The sequence below is a fragment of the Actinoplanes awajinensis subsp. mycoplanecinus genome, assembly GCF_001509495.1.
GTDB classification, from domain to species: Bacteria; Actinomycetota; Actinomycetes; order Mycobacteriales; family Micromonosporaceae; genus Actinoplanes; species Actinoplanes palleronii.
On record NZ_LLZH01000039.1, the window covers coordinates 1 to 16369 of the forward strand.

21 protein-coding genes are annotated in these 16369 nt (G+C 71.1%); 12 read left to right on the forward strand and 9 right to left on the reverse strand.

Going from position 1 to position 16369, the window contains the following annotated elements; translation table 11 throughout:
* Positions 1-1009, reverse strand: a 1009-nt coding sequence (locus tag ADL15_RS08585; protein WP_067686861.1) for a bifunctional transcriptional activator/DNA repair enzyme AdaA, incomplete at its 3' end; no start/stop codon positions are given.
* Between the two features lie 271 nt (positions 1010-1280).
* Between ADL15_RS08585 and ychF the strand changes: the two genes are divergently transcribed.
* Positions 1281-2366 (forward strand): redox-regulated ATPase YchF, encoded by a 1086-nt coding sequence (gene ychF, locus ADL15_RS08590; protein ID WP_067686814.1) that lies wholly within the window; start codon positions 1281-1283, stop codon positions 2364-2366.
* Positions 2367-2405: 39 nt separating this feature from the next.
* On the opposite strand, the gene ADL15_RS08595 is transcribed toward ychF, so the two are convergent.
* Positions 2406-2987: a Uma2 family endonuclease gene (locus ADL15_RS08595; protein WP_067686817.1), complete on the reverse strand. Its 582-nt coding sequence runs from the start codon at positions 2985-2987 to the stop codon at positions 2406-2408.
* Positions 2984-3415, reverse strand: coding sequence for a hypothetical protein (locus ADL15_RS08600; protein ID WP_067686820.1), 432 nt, complete (start codon positions 3413-3415; stop codon positions 2984-2986). Before ADL15_RS08600 ends, ADL15_RS08595 begins: the two co-directional genes overlap by 4 nt.
* Positions 3416-3554: 139 nt before the next feature.
* Between ADL15_RS08600 and ADL15_RS08605 the strand changes: the two genes are divergently transcribed.
* The 3 genes from ADL15_RS08605 (at position 3555) to ADL15_RS08615 (ending at position 5099) form a co-directional block, all read left to right on the forward strand.
* The gene (locus tag ADL15_RS08605; RefSeq protein ID WP_067686823.1) at positions 3555-3902 is read left to right on the forward strand and encodes an ArsR/SmtB family transcription factor; all 348 of its coding nucleotides are present in this window, start codon (positions 3555-3557) and stop codon (positions 3900-3902) included.
* Entirely contained in the window at positions 3889-4380 is a 492-nt protein-coding gene (locus ADL15_RS08610; RefSeq protein WP_067686826.1) for an SRPBCC family protein, read from the forward strand. The genes ADL15_RS08605 and ADL15_RS08610 overlap by 14 nt, the downstream gene beginning before the upstream one ends.
* Before the next feature lie 119 nt (positions 4381-4499).
* Positions 4500-5099: a phosphoesterase PA-phosphatase gene (locus ADL15_RS08615; protein ID WP_067686829.1), complete on the forward strand. Its 600-nt coding sequence runs from the start codon at positions 4500-4502 to the stop codon at positions 5097-5099.
* 167 nt (positions 5100-5266) lie between these two features.
* Here ADL15_RS08615 and ADL15_RS08620 read toward each other — a convergent pair whose 3' ends face one another.
* On the reverse strand, positions 5267-5854 hold the full coding sequence (locus tag ADL15_RS08620) for a TetR/AcrR family transcriptional regulator (RefSeq protein ID WP_067686832.1): 588 nt from the start codon (positions 5852-5854) through the stop codon (positions 5267-5269).
* 66 nt (positions 5855-5920) lie between these two features.
* Here ADL15_RS08620 and ADL15_RS51160 point away from each other — a divergent pair, with 66 nt between their 5' ends.
* Positions 5921-6526 (forward strand): GNAT family N-acetyltransferase, encoded by a 606-nt coding sequence (locus ADL15_RS51160; protein ID WP_232343962.1) that lies wholly within the window; start codon positions 5921-5923, stop codon positions 6524-6526.
* Here the strand turns inward: ADL15_RS51160 and ADL15_RS08635 are convergent.
* On the reverse strand, positions 6521-6982 hold the full coding sequence (locus ADL15_RS08635) for a MarR family winged helix-turn-helix transcriptional regulator (protein ID WP_067686836.1): 462 nt from the start codon (positions 6980-6982) through the stop codon (positions 6521-6523). The genes ADL15_RS51160 and ADL15_RS08635 overlap by 6 nt on opposite strands.
* Positions 6983-7222: 240 nt before the next feature.
* Between ADL15_RS08635 and ADL15_RS08640 the strand changes: the two genes are divergently transcribed.
* Genes ADL15_RS08640 through ADL15_RS08650 form a run of 3 tightly spaced genes read left to right on the forward strand, consistent with a single transcriptional unit; the run spans position 7223 to position 9707 of the window.
* Positions 7223-8116 carry a G5 domain-containing protein gene (locus tag ADL15_RS08640; RefSeq protein WP_067686838.1) on the forward strand — a complete coding sequence of 298 codons (894 nt, stop codon included), beginning with the start codon at positions 7223-7225 and terminating at the stop codon, positions 8114-8116.
* 14 nt (positions 8117-8130) lie between these two features.
* Positions 8131-8964, forward strand: a complete 834-nt coding sequence (locus ADL15_RS08645; RefSeq protein ID WP_067686841.1) for a nucleotidyltransferase domain-containing protein — start codon at positions 8131-8133, stop codon at positions 8962-8964.
* A complete protein-coding gene (locus tag ADL15_RS08650; protein WP_067686842.1) occupies positions 8961-9707 on the forward strand; it encodes a Type 1 glutamine amidotransferase-like domain-containing protein in 747 nt (248 codons plus the stop codon). The genes ADL15_RS08645 and ADL15_RS08650 overlap by 4 nt, the downstream gene beginning before the upstream one ends.
* 12 nt (positions 9708-9719) lie before the next feature.
* Here the strand turns inward: ADL15_RS08650 and ADL15_RS54080 are convergent, their stop codons facing one another.
* The 3 genes from ADL15_RS54080 to ADL15_RS08660 form a co-directional block, all read right to left on the reverse strand.
* The gene (locus ADL15_RS54080; protein ID WP_198170647.1) at positions 9720-9878 is read right to left on the reverse strand and encodes a hypothetical protein; all 159 of its coding nucleotides are present in this window, start codon (positions 9876-9878) and stop codon (positions 9720-9722) included.
* 202 nt (positions 9879-10080) lie between these two features.
* Positions 10081-10443: a PH domain-containing protein gene (locus ADL15_RS08655; protein ID WP_067686844.1), complete on the reverse strand. Its 363-nt coding sequence runs from the start codon at positions 10441-10443 to the stop codon at positions 10081-10083.
* A gap of 24 nt (positions 10444-10467) precedes the next feature.
* Positions 10468-10782: a 4a-hydroxytetrahydrobiopterin dehydratase gene (locus ADL15_RS08660; protein ID WP_067686846.1), complete on the reverse strand. Its 315-nt coding sequence runs from the start codon at positions 10780-10782 to the stop codon at positions 10468-10470.
* A gap of 182 nt (positions 10783-10964) precedes the next feature.
* Between ADL15_RS08660 and ADL15_RS08665 the strand changes: the two genes are divergently transcribed.
* Positions 10965-11387, forward strand: coding sequence for a (deoxy)nucleoside triphosphate pyrophosphohydrolase (locus ADL15_RS08665; protein ID WP_067686849.1), 423 nt, complete (start codon positions 10965-10967; stop codon positions 11385-11387).
* Here ADL15_RS08665 and ADL15_RS08670 read toward each other — a convergent pair.
* Positions 11376-12911: a long-chain-fatty-acid--CoA ligase gene (locus ADL15_RS08670; RefSeq protein WP_067686852.1), complete on the reverse strand. Its 1536-nt coding sequence runs from the start codon at positions 12909-12911 to the stop codon at positions 11376-11378. The genes ADL15_RS08665 and ADL15_RS08670 overlap by 12 nt on opposite strands.
* 118 nt (positions 12912-13029) lie before the next feature.
* On the opposite strand from ADL15_RS08670, the gene ADL15_RS08675 reads away from it, so the two are divergent.
* The 3 genes from ADL15_RS08675 to ADL15_RS08685 are packed head-to-tail and all read left to right on the forward strand — an operon-like array spanning position 13030 to position 16147.
* Positions 13030-13659, forward strand: coding sequence for a TetR/AcrR family transcriptional regulator (locus ADL15_RS08675; protein ID WP_067686855.1), 630 nt, complete (start codon positions 13030-13032; stop codon positions 13657-13659).
* Positions 13656-15065, forward strand: coding sequence for an aldehyde dehydrogenase family protein (locus tag ADL15_RS08680; protein WP_067686858.1), 1410 nt, complete (start codon positions 13656-13658; stop codon positions 15063-15065). The genes ADL15_RS08675 and ADL15_RS08680 overlap by 4 nt, the downstream gene beginning before the upstream one ends.
* Positions 15062-16147, forward strand: coding sequence for an alcohol dehydrogenase catalytic domain-containing protein (locus ADL15_RS08685; RefSeq protein WP_198170649.1), 1086 nt, complete (start codon positions 15062-15064; stop codon positions 16145-16147). The genes ADL15_RS08680 and ADL15_RS08685 overlap by 4 nt, the downstream gene beginning before the upstream one ends.
* Positions 16148-16369: the final 222 nt, after the last annotated feature.

The following is a 16369-nucleotide window of genomic DNA, read 5'->3' on the forward strand; positions in this document are numbered from 1 at the left end:
GCCCCAGAGTCGTCCGAGCCCCCGAAACACTCACCTGCTGCCCCACCACCGCCCGCACCGCCATCTCGAACCCATCCACCGCCCGCGGCACCCGCACCCCGGGCTCCTTCCGCACCACCTCGGCCAGCCCCGGATCCGCCCCCAACGTCGCATCCACCGCATCCGGATCCGCGTCCAGATCCAGCAACCGCCGGCACCGCGCCACCGCCGGCGCAAGATCCCGCACATCACTGAGCCACAACGTCGCGAACACCCACCGCTCGCCCGGCCGCAGCTCGACCCGCGCGCTCCCGTGCGGCAGCACCATCCCTCGCCGGTACGTCTCCCCGTCGAGTTCGTCCACCCCCGGCAGCGTCCTGGCCCCGAGGAATTCCAGCAGCGCCGCGACGTGCAGCGGCGCCCGGTACGCGAGCCGCAGGTTGATCACCCCGGCCTCGCCGCGCACCGCCGGCCGCGTCTCCCGCAGCTTGCCCGGCGCCTGCGCGTACACCTCGAGCATCGTGTCGTTGAACTGCCGCACGCTCCCGAACCCGGCCGCGAACGCGATCTCCGCGAGCCCCAGGTCCGTCGTCTCGACGAGGATCCGCGCGGTCTGCGCGCGCTGGGCCCGGGCGAGCGCGAGCGGCCCGGCCCCGAGCTCGGTGGTCAGCATCCGGTTGAGGTGCCGTTCCGTGTATCCGAGCCGGGTGGCCAGCCCGGCCACGCCTTCCCGGTCGACGATCCCGTCGCCGATCAGCCGCATCGCCCGCCCGACCGTGTCGGCGCGCACGTCCCACTCCGGTGATCCGGGCGCGGCGTCCGGGCGGCATCGCCGGCACGCCCGGAACCCGCCTCGTTGCGCGGCGGCCGCGCTCGGGTAGAACGTGACGTTCTGCCGTTTCGGTGTGACGGCCGGGCAGGACGGCCGGCAGTAGATCCCGGTGGTCCGCACGGCCGTGTAGAAGCACCCGTCGAACCGCTGATCGCGGCTGTCGACAGCGCGGTAACAACGCTCGAAGTCCAGCTCCATGCCACCGAGTCTGCTCCGCGCGACCCCCGACTGGCTGGCGGGTTTCGGACATCACCGTGCCACGGCACCCGTCCGGGCAATTCAAGATCAAATGCAGTTTCGGGTACGGCGGTGAGCCGCGCCGGGTGCTTCACCGTCGTACCGGAAAGGGGTTTGCCCGGGCCTGGAGCCGGTCCTGCCGCGAGTGTGGCGGATGACCGTGAGCGGTGTCGGCCGGTCGCCGCCGAACTGCGGAACCCCGTCGGATGGCGCTTGCGTAGACTGGCGTTCCGTGAGCCTCAGCATCGGAATCGTCGGCCTGCCCAACGTCGGCAAGAGCACCCTGTTCAACGCCCTGACCAAGAACGACGTGCTCGCCGCGAACTACCCGTTCGCGACGATCGAGCCCAACGTCGGCGTCGTCGGGCTGCCCGACGAGCGGCTGGGGAAGCTCGCCGAGCTGTTCAGCAGCGAGAAGATCCTGCCCGCGCCGGTGAGCTTCGTCGACATCGCGGGCCTCGTGCGCGGCGCGTCGAAGGGTCAGGGCCGCGGCAACGCGTTCCTCGCGAACATCCGCGACGCGTCCGCGATCTGCCAGGTCGTGCGCGCGTTCTCCGACCCGAACGTGCTGCACGTCGACGGCAAGGTGTCGCCCGCCGACGACATCGAGACGATCAACACCGAGCTGATCCTGGCCGACCTGCAGACGGTCGAGAAGGCGCTGCCGCGCCTGCAGAAGGAAGCGAAGCTCAAGAAGGAGAAGGCGGCCACCGTCGCCGCCGCCGAGGCCGCGTTCAAGCTGCTCAACGACGGCGGGACGCTGTATCAGGGCGCCGCCGCGGCCGGCATCGAGCTGGACCTGCTGGCCGAGCTGCACCTGCTGACCACCAAGCCTTTCCTGTACGTCTTCAACGTCGACGAGGCGGAACTCGGCAACGCGACGTTCCTCGACGAGCTGCGCGCGCTGGTCGCCCCGGCCGAGGCCGTGTTCATGGACGCGAAGATCGAGTCCGAGCTGATCGAGCTGGACGACGAGGAGGCCCTGGAGCTGCTGCAGTCCACCGGCCAGTCCGAGCCGGGCCTGAACCGCCTGATCCGGGTCGGTTTTGAGACGCTGGGCCTGCAGACGTACCTGACCGCCGGCCCGAAGGAAGCCCGCGCCTGGACCGTCCCGGTCGGCGCGACCGCCCCGGAAGCGGCCGGCGTCATCCACTCGGACTTCCAGCGCGGCTTCATCAAGGCCGAGATCGTCAGCTTCGACGACCTGATGACGGCCGGCTCGATGTCCGCCGCGAAGGCCGCCGGCAAGGTCCGCATGGAGGGCAAGGAATACATCATGAAGGACGGCGACGTGGTGGAGTTCCGCTTCAACGTCTAGTCACGTTCTGACGCGGCTCGAACGAAAGCGGTGCCCGGCTCAGCTCTTCCGGCCGGGCACCAGCGCATCCAGATCGATCTCGATGGCGAACGGCGTCGAGGTGCGCAGCTCATGCCGATGGATTCCGGTCGGCGCATACGACTGCGTAGGCCCGTCGAGTTCGTACGTGTGGAACACCGGTGATCCGTTCTCGTCCTCGATGCGCCAGCAGCTAGCGATGCCGGCCTCCGCGTACTTGCGCAGCTTGACGGTGCGGTCGCGGTGTGCCGATTCCGGCGAGACCACCTCCACGACCAGGAGAGTCTCTTCGGGCGTGTAAAACGTGCGGGACGGATCGTAAGGTGCCGTCGTGACCAGGAGATCGGGTTCCGGGCGATTCCATTTGTCGAGACGGATGGTGATCTCCCGGTCGACCTCGACGCCCGCCGGTGCCTGGTCCGTCAATGAGTTCACCAGCGCAGTGATCATGCGGGCGTGCCAGACGCGCTGGGGTGACATCATGAAGACGAGCGCTCCATCGATGAGTTCGGTATGGCGCGGCGCTTCGGCGATCTTGTCGAGATCCTCGGAGAACCAGCCCTCAGGGCGGGGCGGCCGCATCCATTCGGGCACCGCAGTCATGCCGTCACCGTAGCATTCGGTAATGGCCGGTCCGGCTTGCTGCGATCGTGTCTGTGGCCGTGGAGCTTGTTCGCGCGCAGCAGGTCGGCGGCCTGTTCGGCGACCTTCCGGGTGACGGCTCGCACGTCGATCTGGGAGAGGACCCATCTCACCCGCCCGGGGTGGATGGTGCTGCCCAGGCCGGGACCGTCGCCCCGGCGGGAGGACGCCTCGAACTGCTCGTGGGTGATGTCGCCGTTGAGGTAGGCGTGAGCGGCGGCCATCTCCGCGTCGGTGAAGGGGCCGTGGCGGGCCTCGTGGTCCTTGACCAGCTCGTCGAGCTTGTTCATCGCGATGCGGTGGTCGAGCTCCTCGACGTAGGCCGCGAAGCTCTCGAGGTCGGGCTGGCCGGGCAGGGGGATCGAGTACCGCTTCTTTCCTCCGTTCATGCGCCCAGCCTAGGGCGCGAAATCCAAGGTCACGAGGCCCTGTGGATAACCCCGGGACGGGTGGCGCCATGGGTGATGAACCCAGGAAGCCGGGCAGGACAGCCGTTGACGTATTCCGTTATGGGTATACGATGGGGGCATGGCTAGAGCGGCGACGACGGCGGATGCGTTCAACGCGGTGGCGGAGCCCCGGCGGCGGCAGATCCTGGATCTGCTGGCGCAGCGGGAGCGGCCGGTGAACGACCTCGTGGAGCTGCTCGGGCTGGCGCAGCCGCAGGTCTCCAAGCATCTGCGGGTGCTGCGGGAGGTCGACCTGGTGCACGTGCGTGACGAGGGGCGGCAGCGGATGTATCGGATCAACCCCGGCCCGCTGCGGGACATCCACGACTGGCTGCGGAAGTACGAGCAGTTCTGGACCGAGCGGTTCGACCTGATGGACACCGTGTTGCAAGAGCTCATCGAGGAGGACGCAGATGACCACGACTAACGGGACCGCGCAGGTGACGCTGCCGGCCGACGACCAGATCCTGATCAGCCGCGAGTTCGCCGCGCCGCGGGCGCTGGTGTGGCGGGCGATCACCGAGCCGGCGCTGGTCAGGCGCTGGTGGGCCGGCCTGCGCGGGCAGGTGGACAGCGCCGAGATCGACCTGCGGGTGGGCGGCCGCTGGCGGTACGTGATGACCGCGAACGGCGGCTTCGAGGTGGCCTTCCACGGCGAGTACCGGGAGATCAGCGAGCCGGAGCGGCTGGTCAGCACGGAGGCGTACGAAGGAGTCCCGGACCCGGACGGCAACGCGTCGCTGAACACCGTGACCCTCGTCGAGAAGGACGGGCGGACGTTCATGGAGGTGCTCTGCGTGCACAAGAGCAAGGAGAACCGGGACATGGTGATCGCCAGCGGCATGGAGGGCGGCATGCAGGAGTCCTACGACGCGCTGGAGCAGGTCGCGGCGTCACTCGCCTGACCGCGCCCCTCGAAAGCGCCCGGTTCCGGGGCCGCGCGCGGAAGCGACGGGGAGCCGCGCGCGGAAACGACCGGGGGCGGCTCCCCGGAAACCCGTGACCGGCCTGCCAGACTCACTATGTGATCAACGCAGGGCCGGCCGTGGGCGACCGGATCGCCACCATCGTTTCCGAAGTGCTCGCGCCGGCGGTGCTGGTGGCGGCGCTGCTGGTCACCGTGGGGTGGCATGCCGGGGAGGCGCCGGGCGTCTCGCACTGGTGGGGGCTGCCCGGGGCGATCTTCGCGGCGGTCATCCCGCTGGGGTACGTGCTGCACGGGGTGCGGACCGGGCGGCTCACCGACCATCACATCCCGGATCGGGCCGACCGGCGGGTGCCGCTGCTGTTCGGGGTGGTGTCGCTGACCGCCGGGCTGGTCCTGCTGGTGTTCCTCGGCGCGCCCCGGGAGGTGCTCGCGCTGCTGACCGCGGGCGGCGTCGGGCTGGCGATCTTCGCGCTGGTCACGCACTGGTGGAAGATGTCGATCCACGCGGGCGTGGCCGCCGGCACCCTGGCGACGATGATCGTGATCTACGGGCCGGTGGCGCTGCTCGGCGCGCCGCTGGTGGTGCTCGGCGGCTGGGCCCGGGTGCGCCTGACCGCGCACACGCCCGCCCAGGTGGTGGTCGGCGCGATGGCCGGCGCGATCGTGGCCGCCACGATCTTCCCCATCCTCCGTTGATCAAAACCGCGAGCTGATCAAGACCGCGAGCTGATCAAGACCGCGAGTGGGGCAAGGCCGCGAACTGATCAAGGCCATGAGCCGGGCAAGACCGCGCTGGACCGGACCGCGCGTCGGGCAAGACCGCGCTGGATGAAGACCGCCAGGCAAGAGCTTTGATCGTACGATCAGAAAAGACCGAAAGCGGTCAGCGCGGCATCCAGCATCTCCACCTGCTGCCTCGCGGGGAAAGCGGCCGGATCGGCGGCCCCGAACGCGGCGGCGCCCTCGGCCGTCGCCATCAGTGCCAGCGCGGCCGCGGCGACCCGCGGTGCCGGCCAGTCCGGCGCGGCCGCCGCGGTGAGGCGTTCCACCCGGGTGCGCCAGGACCGGTTGTTCCGGCGATGTTCCGCGATCAGCTCGTCGTCGGCGACCGCGGCCGCCAGGAAGCCCATCCAGACGATCGCCTCCTGCCGGGTCTGCTCGTCGGTGGACATGCCCTGCAGCAGGACCGCGCGCAACGCGTCCCGGGGCGTGGCGGCTTCGGCCTCCAGCGACTCGACCCGGGCCCGGGTGGTCTCGTGCAGCAGCCGCCGGGCGTGCAGCAGCAGCGCGCGCCGGTTCGGGAAGCGGTGCATGACCAGGCCGGTGGTGCAGCCGGCGGCGGTGGCGACCGCGCGCACGGTGAGGCGTTCCAGGCCCTGGGTGGCCAGCACGTCCCAGACCGCGCGGGACAGCGTCTCGCCCTGCGCGGAGCGGTCCGACGATCGTGACATGGATTGCTCCTCCGATTTCGGAACGGATGTTACCGTAACGCCTGTTACGACGAGAGCGGAGGCGTCATGACCTGGACGATCGACGAGCGGAGCTGGACCGACCCGGTCGGCGCCGCGCTGCGGCTGGCGCAGCGGGCCGAGCTGGACGAGCGCTACGGCTGCGACGACCACGAGCCGGGCGGCGCCCCCTCCGCGTCCGATATCGATCTCTTCCTGGTGGCGTTCGACGACAACGTGGCGTCCGGCAACGGCGTGGCGTTCGACGACAACGTGGCGTCCGGCAACGGCGTGGCGTTCGACGACAACGTGGCGTCCGGCAGCGGCGTGGCGTCCGGCAGCGGCGTGGCGTCCGGCGACAGGGTGGCGCTCGACAAGGCCGAGCGCGGGGTCGCGGTCGGGTGCGGCGCGCTTCGCCGGCTCGGTGAGCACAGCGCCGAGGTCAAACGGATGTACGTGGCGCCGGGCAGCCGCGGCTCCGGCGTGGCGGCCGCGATCCTGCGCGCGCTCGAGGCGGCCGCGGTGCGGCGGGGGTGGACGACGCTGCGGCTGGAGACCGGCACGGCGCAGCCCGACGCGATCCGGTTCTACCAGCGCGAGGGCTACCGGGAGATCCCGCTCTACGGCGTCTACGTGGGCTCGGAGATCTCCCGGTGCTTCGAGAAGAGCCTATGACTCCGTGGCCATCGCGGAGAACGCGGCGGCCAGCCGGTCCAGGTCCAGTCCGCCCAGGTGGTCGAAGATGTGCCGCCGCACGCTGGCCAGATGTGTCGGCCACGCCTCCCGCAGCCGGTCCAGTCCGCGCTCGGTGAGCACCGCGTTCGCCCCGCGCGCGTCCTGGACGCACCGGATCCGTTCCAGGTAGCCGAGCGACTCCAGCTTGGCCGCCAGCCGGGTCATCCCGCTCAGCGACATGTCGCAGGCCGCGGCGAGCTCGCTCATCCGCATCTGCTGGTCCGGCGTCTCGGAGAGGTGGCGCAGCACGGAGTACTCGCTGGCGGACATCCGTTGCTCGCGGGTCAGGTCGGCATCCAGGGCCCGCGGCATGACGAGCAGGAACCGGCCGAGCGCGCGCATCACCGCTTCCTCCGCCGGGCTCAGCGGGTCGAGGGGTCCGGGGGCTGGTGGCATGCCAGTGATCGTACGGCGGGGGCGCACGCCCATGACCTGCCGTTCTCCGGGAGAGAAAGGGCGTTCGGGTTCGGTTACGGCCGGGCCGGTCAGCATTTCGGGGGACCTCAGGACGCTTGCCTTCAGCTCCGGACAAGTCACAATGCTTTGGTGCAAAACCAGACAACTAGTGACTCTTGGCAGCATCTGCTCGAAATGCCACGAAAGTCTTGGTGGGCCCGTCTGCCGTTCGGTGTCCGGATGGTTGCCAGTGCCGGCGCGGTGGCGGTGCTCGTCGGTGGTGGCGTGGCCGGAGCGATCACGCTGACCACCGACGACGCCCACGTCGCGACGGCCGAGCAGGCGATGGCGGCCGATCCGGGCGCCGCGCACCTGATGGACGACCCGGAGATCGTCAGCCGGGAGGCGGCGGCCGCCGAGCCGCTGCCCCAGCGGGGTGCGCACGTCCCGGTGCAGCCGCAGCCGCCGGCCGTCGACGACATGGCGGGGACCGCGGCGAGCCCCGGTGCCACCGCGAGCGCGAGCGCCGGAACCGCCGGGACCGCCGCGGAGACCGGGGCCGAGCTGCGCCGGGTCCGGGCCGAGGACCCGGCCGACCGGACCGGGCCGCGCGAGCCGCGCACCCCGGCGACGCGGGCGCCGGACGAGCGGAAGAAGCCGAAGGCCGCGGCGACCAGCCCGGCCAAGGCCGGTCCGGTGATCACCACCCGGACCGACGTGGAGACCCGGGCGCTACCGTTCCGCACCCGCCTGGTCCGCGACGATCTGCTGCCGTACGGCTTCCGGAAGGTGCAGTCGCCGGGCACGCCGGGCGAGGAGACCACCCGGTACCTGGTCACCCTCGTCGACGGGAAGCCGAGCGACCGGCGGCTGCTGGACACCACGGTGACCCGCCGCCCGGAGCCGCGCGTGGTGGTCTTCGGGGTGCAGGACGAGGAGTGCGCGCTGAACCTGTGTGTGCCGCTCGGCCGGGCCGCGTGCCCGGACGCGCGGACCGCGCCGGACGCGCCCGCGCCGGTCAGGCCCGCCCCGGTCGCCGGGACCGGGCCGCTCACCGTCACCGCCGAGGATCTCTCGCTGTTCGACCCGGAGACGCTTGCCGACGTACGACTCGAGCCGGCCACCGTGTGCTGAATTAGGGTGATGTCATGGCACTTTCCGACGCCGTACTGACCGAGATGGCTCAGCGGCTGGCAACTGTGCCCGGGGTGGTCGGGGTCGTGCTCGGAGGCAGCCGGGCCCGGCAGACCCACGCGCCGGAGTCCGACACCGATCTGGGCCTGTACTACCGGGCGCCGTTCGACACCGTCCGGCTCGGCGAGCTGGCGGTCGCGGTGGCCGGTGATCGGGCCCGGGTCACCGCGCCCGGCGAGTGGGGCCCGTGGGTGGACGGCGGCGGCTGGCTGCGGATCGACGACCACCCGGTCGACTGGATCTACCGGGACCTGGACCGGGTGCGGAGCTGCTGGGCCGACGCGGAGCAGGGCCGGTACGCGTTCCACGTGCAGGCCGGCCACCCGCTCGGGGTGCCGGACTTCGCGTACCCCGGTGAACTGGCCCTGAGTCGCATCCTCGCCGATCCGACCGGCGAGCTCGGCGACCTGCGGCGTCGCGTGCTGGTTTTTCCGAGGCCGCTGGCCGAGGCCCTGGTGGCCGGGCTGTGGGAGGCGGACTTCCTGGTCGGCCTCGCCCGCAAGGCGGTGTCCCGGTTCGACACCGGGTACGTCGCCGGGTGCCTGTTCCGGCTGGCCGGGGTGTGCGCGCACGCGCTGCACGGCGCGGCCGGCCAGTGGCTGATCAACGAGAAGGGCGCGGTGGCCGCGGCCGGGCGGCTGCCGGGCGCGCCGGCGAAGTTCCAGGAGCGGGTGGACGCCGCGTTCGCCGCGATCAACAGCGATCCGCTGCATCTGACGCTCGCGATCGACATCGCCGCCGATCTGGTCCTGGAGACGACCGAGGCCTGCGCGATGATGTTGCGATGACCGCGGACATTCCCACCATTCTCGCCACCAGCGCCGGTTTCCAGCGCGGGCGGCACGGCCTCTTCGACCTCCGGCCGGGCCGGATCCACCGCTTCGCCGCGGAGCTGGCCAACGCGGCCGCCGCCCCGAAGATCTGTGTGCTGGCCCAGGCGACCGGCGACCCGGACAGCCGGATCGGCGCGTTCTATTCGGCGTTCGCCGGGACCGAGTTCACCATGTCCCACCTGCAGTTGTTCCCGATGCCGAACATCGACGACATCCGTGCGCACCTGCTCGCCCAGGACGTCATCTGGGTGGACGGCGGCAGCGTGGCGAACCTCTGCGCGGTCTGGCGGGTGCACGGGCTGGACGAGATCCTGCACGAGGCGTGGCAGGCCGGCGTCGTGATGAGCGGCGTGTCGGCCGGCTCGATCTGCTGGCACACCGGCGGCAGCACCGACAGTTACGGGCTGGACCTGCGCGGCTTCACCGACGGGCTGGGCTGGCTGCCGTACAGCAACGGCGTGCACTACGACGCCGAGGCGCAGCGCCGGCCGAAGATGCACGAGCTGATCGGCGACGGAACCCTGTCGGACGGCTTCGCCACCGACGACGGCGCGGGGCTGGTGTACCGGGGCATCTCACTGGAGGAGGTCGTCGCGGACCGCGAAGGACCTCTGGGGTACGAACTGAAGCGCGCCGCCGACGGTTCCGTGGTCGAGACGCCGCTGCCCACCCGGCTCCTGCCGGACTACCCGCGCTGACCGGCCGGGGGCTCAGGGCAGCGCGACGGTGACCAGGCCGACGAGCACCGCGGAGAGCAGCAGTGCCAGCGCGAGGACCGGGACCATCGCCGGTGGCGTGCGGCTGAGGTCGCTGCCGAACGGTTCGCGGCTCGGCATGGGGGTCAGCGGCTTCGGGAACTGAGCCAGCACCGGTGATCGCCTCCGGGATGAGGTGAATATCGATGGATGATGGTGAACCTCCCCGGTAGCATGCGCGGGCCCGGTGGGGCCAGCAACGGTTACTGGTGAGTAACCGTCGGCGCTGCTGCCGAAGTGGCACGTCATCTCCACCGATCGGCTGCCGACCCCTCGGTCGAACAGCCGTCCCGGAGGCGGTCGGTGGGTGTGTCCGTCAGGCCGCGAAGTTCAGGATGACCTGGTGCACGTGGTGGGCCTTCTCCGTGCCGCGGAACTCGATCTCGTAGATGTGCGTGCCCACCGTGATCGCGATCTCGCCGCTGGAGAAGAACTGGCCGGCCCAGCTCTTGTTGCTGACCACGCTCACCGCGCTCACCTTGGAGTACGGGACGCTGGTGATGGCGAACTTCTTACCGACGAAGGACTTGTCCTGGATGATGATCCGCCGGTTGGTGAGACCGATGAAACCGGTGCCGGCGCCGATCGCGTCGTACACCGCGATGATCGTCTCGCCGTCGAGCAGGCCGCTCTGGATCTGCTCCAGCTGACCCTTGTTGTCATATGCGACGTCAGTCATGCGGCGCAGAATAGCCCGCAACGATCAGGGGCGTTCGAGCACGGTGCGATAGAAGTCCTCGATCCGGGCCGCCAGCGTGACCTCACCGTCGGTGAGTGCATCGCCGTCCCGGTCACCCAGACAGATCTGGGTGTGCCCCTCGACGCGCCGGATGCTCGGCCGGATCGACAGCGTGTCCGCGGCGACCTGGATCCGTTCGGTCAGGGCGGCGTGCTGACTGTCGTCGCACGCGAGATCGCGGCGCAGCTGCACGCCGTCCCGGGTCCATCCGCCCAACTGTGCGAGGGCGTCGCTCAGATAGTCGGAGCCGGTAGTGGATCGGCGTTTTCTAGCCCGCATGGCCGCACCCCCCGAAGCGTTGTTGCCGGCTTGTGGCCGAACTGTCGCCGTGTCGTCATGGTCGGTACGCACAGTCTTGCCCGTTGGGACAGCCATGTCCACGCCCACATATCCGTGTTTGGGGGACGATCGGGGCGGCTCGGGCAACCTGATCGGAGAAGTTTTGTGCGATCTTGGATGCCATGCCGTCGGAACAGTACGTCAAGGCCCCGCAGTCACCCAGGGTGATTGTCGCGGCGGTGATCATCGCAGCCGGGCAGGTGCTCGCCTGCCAGCGCAGTGCCCCGCCGGAAGCGGCCGGGAAGTGGGAGTTCCCCGGGGGCAAGGTCGAGCCCGGGGAGACCGACCAGCAGGCCCTGGCCCGCGAGTGCGTCGAGGAGCTCGGCATCGCGGTCCGGGTCGGCGCGCGGGTCGGCCCGGACGTGCCGCTGGCACACGGCCGGGCCGTGCTCCGGGTGTACGCCGTCGACGTGCTCGACGACGGCGTCCCGGCGGCGCTGGAGCACTCCGCCCTGCGGTGGCTGGCCGCCGACCAGCTGGACAGCGTCCCGTGGCTGCCCGCGGACGTCCCGATCGTGGCGGAGCTCCCCGGGTTACTCGCCTGAGTACTGCTTGCGCAGCTCCCGCTTGAGCACCTTCATGCTGGGCCCGAGCGGGAGCGACTCGGCGAACCGCACCTGACGCGGGTACTTGTGCTTGCCCAGGCGCTCGCGCGACCAGTCGATCAGCTCCTGCTCGGTGAGCGTCGCGTCCTCCCGCACGATCACCGCGCAGATCTCCTCGCCGTGCACCTCGTCGGCCACGCCGATCACCGCGACCTGCTGGATCGCCGGGTGCCGGGCGATGACCTCCTCGACCTCGCGCGGGTAGACGTTGAAGCCGCCCCGGATGATCAGATCCTTGGTCCGGTCGACGATGCTGATGAAGCCCTCGGCGTCCCGAACCCCCAGGTCACCGGTGCGGAACCAGCCGTCGACGATGGCCTCCGCGGTCGCCTCCGGCCGGTTCAGATAACCGGCGAACACGTTGTGCCCGCGGATCACGATCTCGCCCAGCTCGCCGTCGGGCAGGAACTCGATGCTCTCCGGCACCTCCGGGCGGGCGATCTCCACCTCGACACCCCAGATCGGGTGGCCGACGGTGCCGGCCTTGGCGCCGAACGCCGGCTGGTTCGTGGTCGCGGTCGGCGACGTCTCGGACAGGCCGTAGCCCTCCCAGATGTGCGAGCCGAACGCCTCGGCGAACCGCTCCAGCACCGCCACCGGCAGCGACGCCCCGCCGGACACGCAGAGCTTGAGCTTCGGCAGCTGCTCCGCCTTGGCCGCGGCCTCCAGCAGCCCGATGTACATCGTCGGCACGCCGTGGAAGATCGTCACGTTCTCCCGCAGGATCAGGTCGATCGCCGCCTCGCCGGAGAACCGCGGCAGCAGCACCAGCGTGCCGCCCAGCCGGAACGTCGCGTTCATCCCGACCGTCTGGCCGAACGTGTGGAACAGCGGCAGGCAGCCCAGCACGACGTCGTCGCCGGTGAGCGGGTGCACGTCGAACACGTTGATCGCGGCGTTCATCACCAGGTTGAGGTGGGTGAGCAGTGCGCCCTTCGGCTTGCCGGTGGTGCCGCTGGTGTAGAGGATCACCGCGACGTCCTCGGCCTCCCTGGTCACGTAGGTGCGCAGCGCCGGAACCGTGGCGGACACCTCCTCCAGGCGCCGCGGCGGGGCGGGCAGCTCGGGCAGCGGGCCGACGTTGACCAGCGGGGTCTGCGCGATCTGCGCCGCGCCCGCGCCGACCTGCAGGAACGCGGAGTGCGTGACGATCAGGTCGGCCTGGCTGTCGGTGAGGACGTAGGCCACCTCCTCCGGGGTCAGCAGCAGCGAGACCGGGACCACCCGGGCACCCACCGCCAGCGCCGCGTAGTAGACCCGCGGGAAGTCGGCCACGTTCGGGATCATCACGGCGACCGTGCTGCCCGGGCCGACGCCCAGTTCGCGCAGGCCGGCCGCGTACACCCGGGACTGTTCCCACAGCTCGTGGTAGGTGATCCGGGCGCCCGCGTCGATGACCGCGACCTTCTCCGGGTAGCGCCGGGCGCTCTCCGCGAGAACGGTGGCCAGGGACAGAGTCGTCATGCTGGGCTCCCTCGGGTCTTCAACTCTTGGAGTGATGTACGTCGCAGCTTCCGCATAAACTAGCGGCGTAAGTTTTTGCGCGTCCAGTGTTGATTTCTGATTTCCAGGGAGTTGCCAGATGGCTCGGCCCCGGCAGGCGCTGCTCACCCGTGAGCGCATCGTCGAGGCTGCCTCCACGCTGATCGACGCGGAGGGGCTGGACGCGCTGTCGATGCGGCGGCTCGCCACCGAGCTCGGCGTGCAGGGCCCGTCGCTCTACAACCACTTCGCCACCAAGGCCGAGATCGTCGACGCGGTCGCCGAGTCGGTGGTGGCCGAGGTGGACATCGGGGTGTTCGCCGACTGCGACTGGCGGGAGGGGCTGCGGCTCTGGGCGAAGTCGTACCACGCGGTGCTCGCCGCCCACCCGCAGATCATCCCGGTGCTGGCCACCGGGCCGGGCCGCCGGCCGCACGGGCTGGCGATGGCCGAGGCGGTGTACGGCGCGCTGATCGACGCCGGCTGGTCGCGGTCCCGGGCCACCCACATCGGCGCGCTGATGCGCTACCTGATCACCGGCTCCGCGCTCGGCTCGTTCGCGCTCGGTTTCGAGAACGACCCGGATCTCTACGAACGCTATCCGCACCTGCACCGCGCCCACGAGCTGGCGGCACACCGCGCCGCGGTCGACGAGGGCGCGTTCGAACTCGGGCTGGACGTGCTGCTCGCCGGCCTGTCCGACCACTACGACCAGGGGGTACGCCGATGACGTCGGAATTCCGCGAACAGCTCTACATCGGTGGCGCGTGGGTGCCGCCGGACTCCAGCGAGCGGATCGAGGTGGAGAACCCGTACACCGAGCAGGTGATCGGTGCCGTCCCGGCCGGCACCGCGGAGGACGTGAACCTCGCCGTCTCCGCCGCCCGTCAGGCCTTCGACGGCTGGTCCGCGCTGCCGATCACCGAGCGCGGCGCCGCCCTCGACCGGCTGCACCAGGCGCTCGCCGCCCGGGCCGCCGAGATCGCCCGCACCGTCGGGCTCGAGCTGGGCACGCCCCTCAAGATCGCTCAGGCGGTCCAGGCGGGCCTGCCGCTCACGGTCCTTCGTGGGTACGCGGACCTGGCTCTGCGGCAGGCCGAGGAGCAGACGATCGGCAACTCGCTGATCGTGCGGGAAGCGGCCGGCGTGGTCGGTGCGATCACCCCGTGGAACTACCCGTTGCACCAGGTGGTGGCGAAGGTCGGCGCGGCCCTGGCGGCCGGCTGCACCGTGGTGCTCAAGCCCAGCGAGCTCACCCCGCTGGTGGCGTACCTGCTGGCCGACGCGGCCGACGAGGCGGGACTGCCGCCCGGCGTGCTCAACCTGGTCACCGGCACCGGCCAGGCGGTCGGCGCGGCGATCGCCGGCCACCCGGACATCGACATGATCTCGTTCACCGGCTCGACCGCGACCGGCCGGGCCATCACGCACGCCGCGGCCGACCGGATCGCCAAGGTCTCGCTGGAACTCGGCGGCAAGTCGGCGAACGTCATCCTGGACGACGCCGACCTGGTCAAGGCGGTCAAGGTCGGTGTCGGCAACGCGTTCCTCAACTCCGGGCAGACCTGCACGGCGTGGACCCGGATGCTGGTGCACCGCAGCCACTACGACGAGGCCGTGACGCTGGCCGCGAAGACCGCCGCGGGTTACCCCGTCGGCGACCCGTTCGACCCGGCCACCCGGCTCGGGCCGCTGGTCTCCGCGACCCAGCGCGAGCGGGTGCGCGGCTTCATCGAGCGGGCCACCGCCCGCCTGGTGGCCGGCGGGCTGGACGCGCCGGTGCCGGACACCGGGTACTTCGTCGCGCCGACCGTGTTCGCCGACGTCGACCCGGAGAGCGAGCTGGCCCAGGAGGAGATCTTCGGCCCGGTGCTGTCGATCATTCCGTTCGACACCGACGACGAGGCCGTGGCGATCGCCAACAACTCGAAGTACGGCCTGGCCGGCGGCGTCTGGGGCGGTGCCGAGCACGCCCTCGCGGTGGCCCGGCGGATCCGCACCGGCGCGGTCGACGTGAACGGTGGCGCGTTCAACCCGCTCGCCCCGTTCGGGGGGTACAAGCAGTCCGGCGTCGGCCGGGAGCTGGGCACGTTCGGCCTGGAGGAGTTCCAGCAGGTCAAGGCGATCCAGCGATGACCTACATCGCGGGACTGGTGGTCCGGGAGCAGGGCGTCCCGGCCACCGTCGAGGAGTTGCGGCTGCCCGAGGTCGGCCCCGGCCAGGTCCGGGTCCGGATCCGCGCGGCCGGGGTCTGCCACTCCGACCTCTCGATGATCAACGGGACGCTCCGGCCCCCGCACCCGCTGGTGCTCGGGCACGAGGCGGCCGGTGAGGTGGTCGAGGTCGGTGCGCACGTCACCCGGGCCGCGGTCGGTGACCACGTGGTGCTCAACTGGCAGCCGCCGTGCCGGAACTGCTGGTTCTGCGCGAACGGGCAGCCGTGGCTGTGCTCCACGTCGTCAGGTGTCGCCGCCCTCGAGAACGGGATGACCCTGGACGGCGAGCCGGTGCACGTGTGCCTCGGGCTCGGCGCGTTCGCGGAACAGGTGGTGGCGCCGGAGAACGCCGTCATCGTCGTACCCAAGGAATTGGATTGGGAAATGGCGGCGCTGCTCGGGTGCTCGGTGCTGACCGGGTCGGGTGCGGTCCGCAACACCGCGCAGGTGCGGCCGGGCGAGTCGGTGCTGGTCATCGGCCTCGGCGGGGTGGGCCTGTCGGTGGTCGCGGCGGCCCGGGCGGCCGGCGCGGGCCAGGTCATCGCGGTCGACGTCACCGAGGCGAAGAAGGGGCTGGCCGAGGCGGCCGGCGCGACCGACTTCGTGGTGTCCTCGGACGCGCTCTCCAAGGACGTCCGGGTCCGCACCGAGGGGCGCGGCGCCGACCATGCCATCGAGTGCGTCGGCCGGGCCTCGACGATCCGCGCGGCCTGGCGGGCCACCCGGCGCGGCGGCCAGGTCACCGTGGTCGGGATGGGCGCGGCCGACGACATGGTGCAGCTCGGCGCGCTGGACATCTTCTCGTCGGCGCGCACCCTGCGTGCCTCGGTCTACGGTCAGGCCGACCCGGACATCGAGGTGCCCGCGCTGGCCCGCGACGTGCTGGAGGGCCGGTTGTCCCTGGACCACCTGATCACCGACCGGATCGAGCTGGCCGACGTCCCGGCCGCCTTCGACCGGATGGCCCGCGGCGAGGGCGCCCGCTCGGTCGTCCACCTCTGACGGATCCCGGCTGGCTCCCGGGGGTGTCTCCGCGCCCGGAAGACACCCCTGAGGTCCAGCCGCGACCCGGTGGCCCGGCTGGCTTCTGGGGGTGTCTCCGCGCCCGCGAAACACCCCTGAGGCCCAGGGCGGTTTCAAGGGGTCGTTGCAACACGAGGGTTAGCTGGTGGTGGTGAGGAGTGTAGCGAGGCGTTCGGCGGGGGTGTCCCAGCCGAGTGTTTT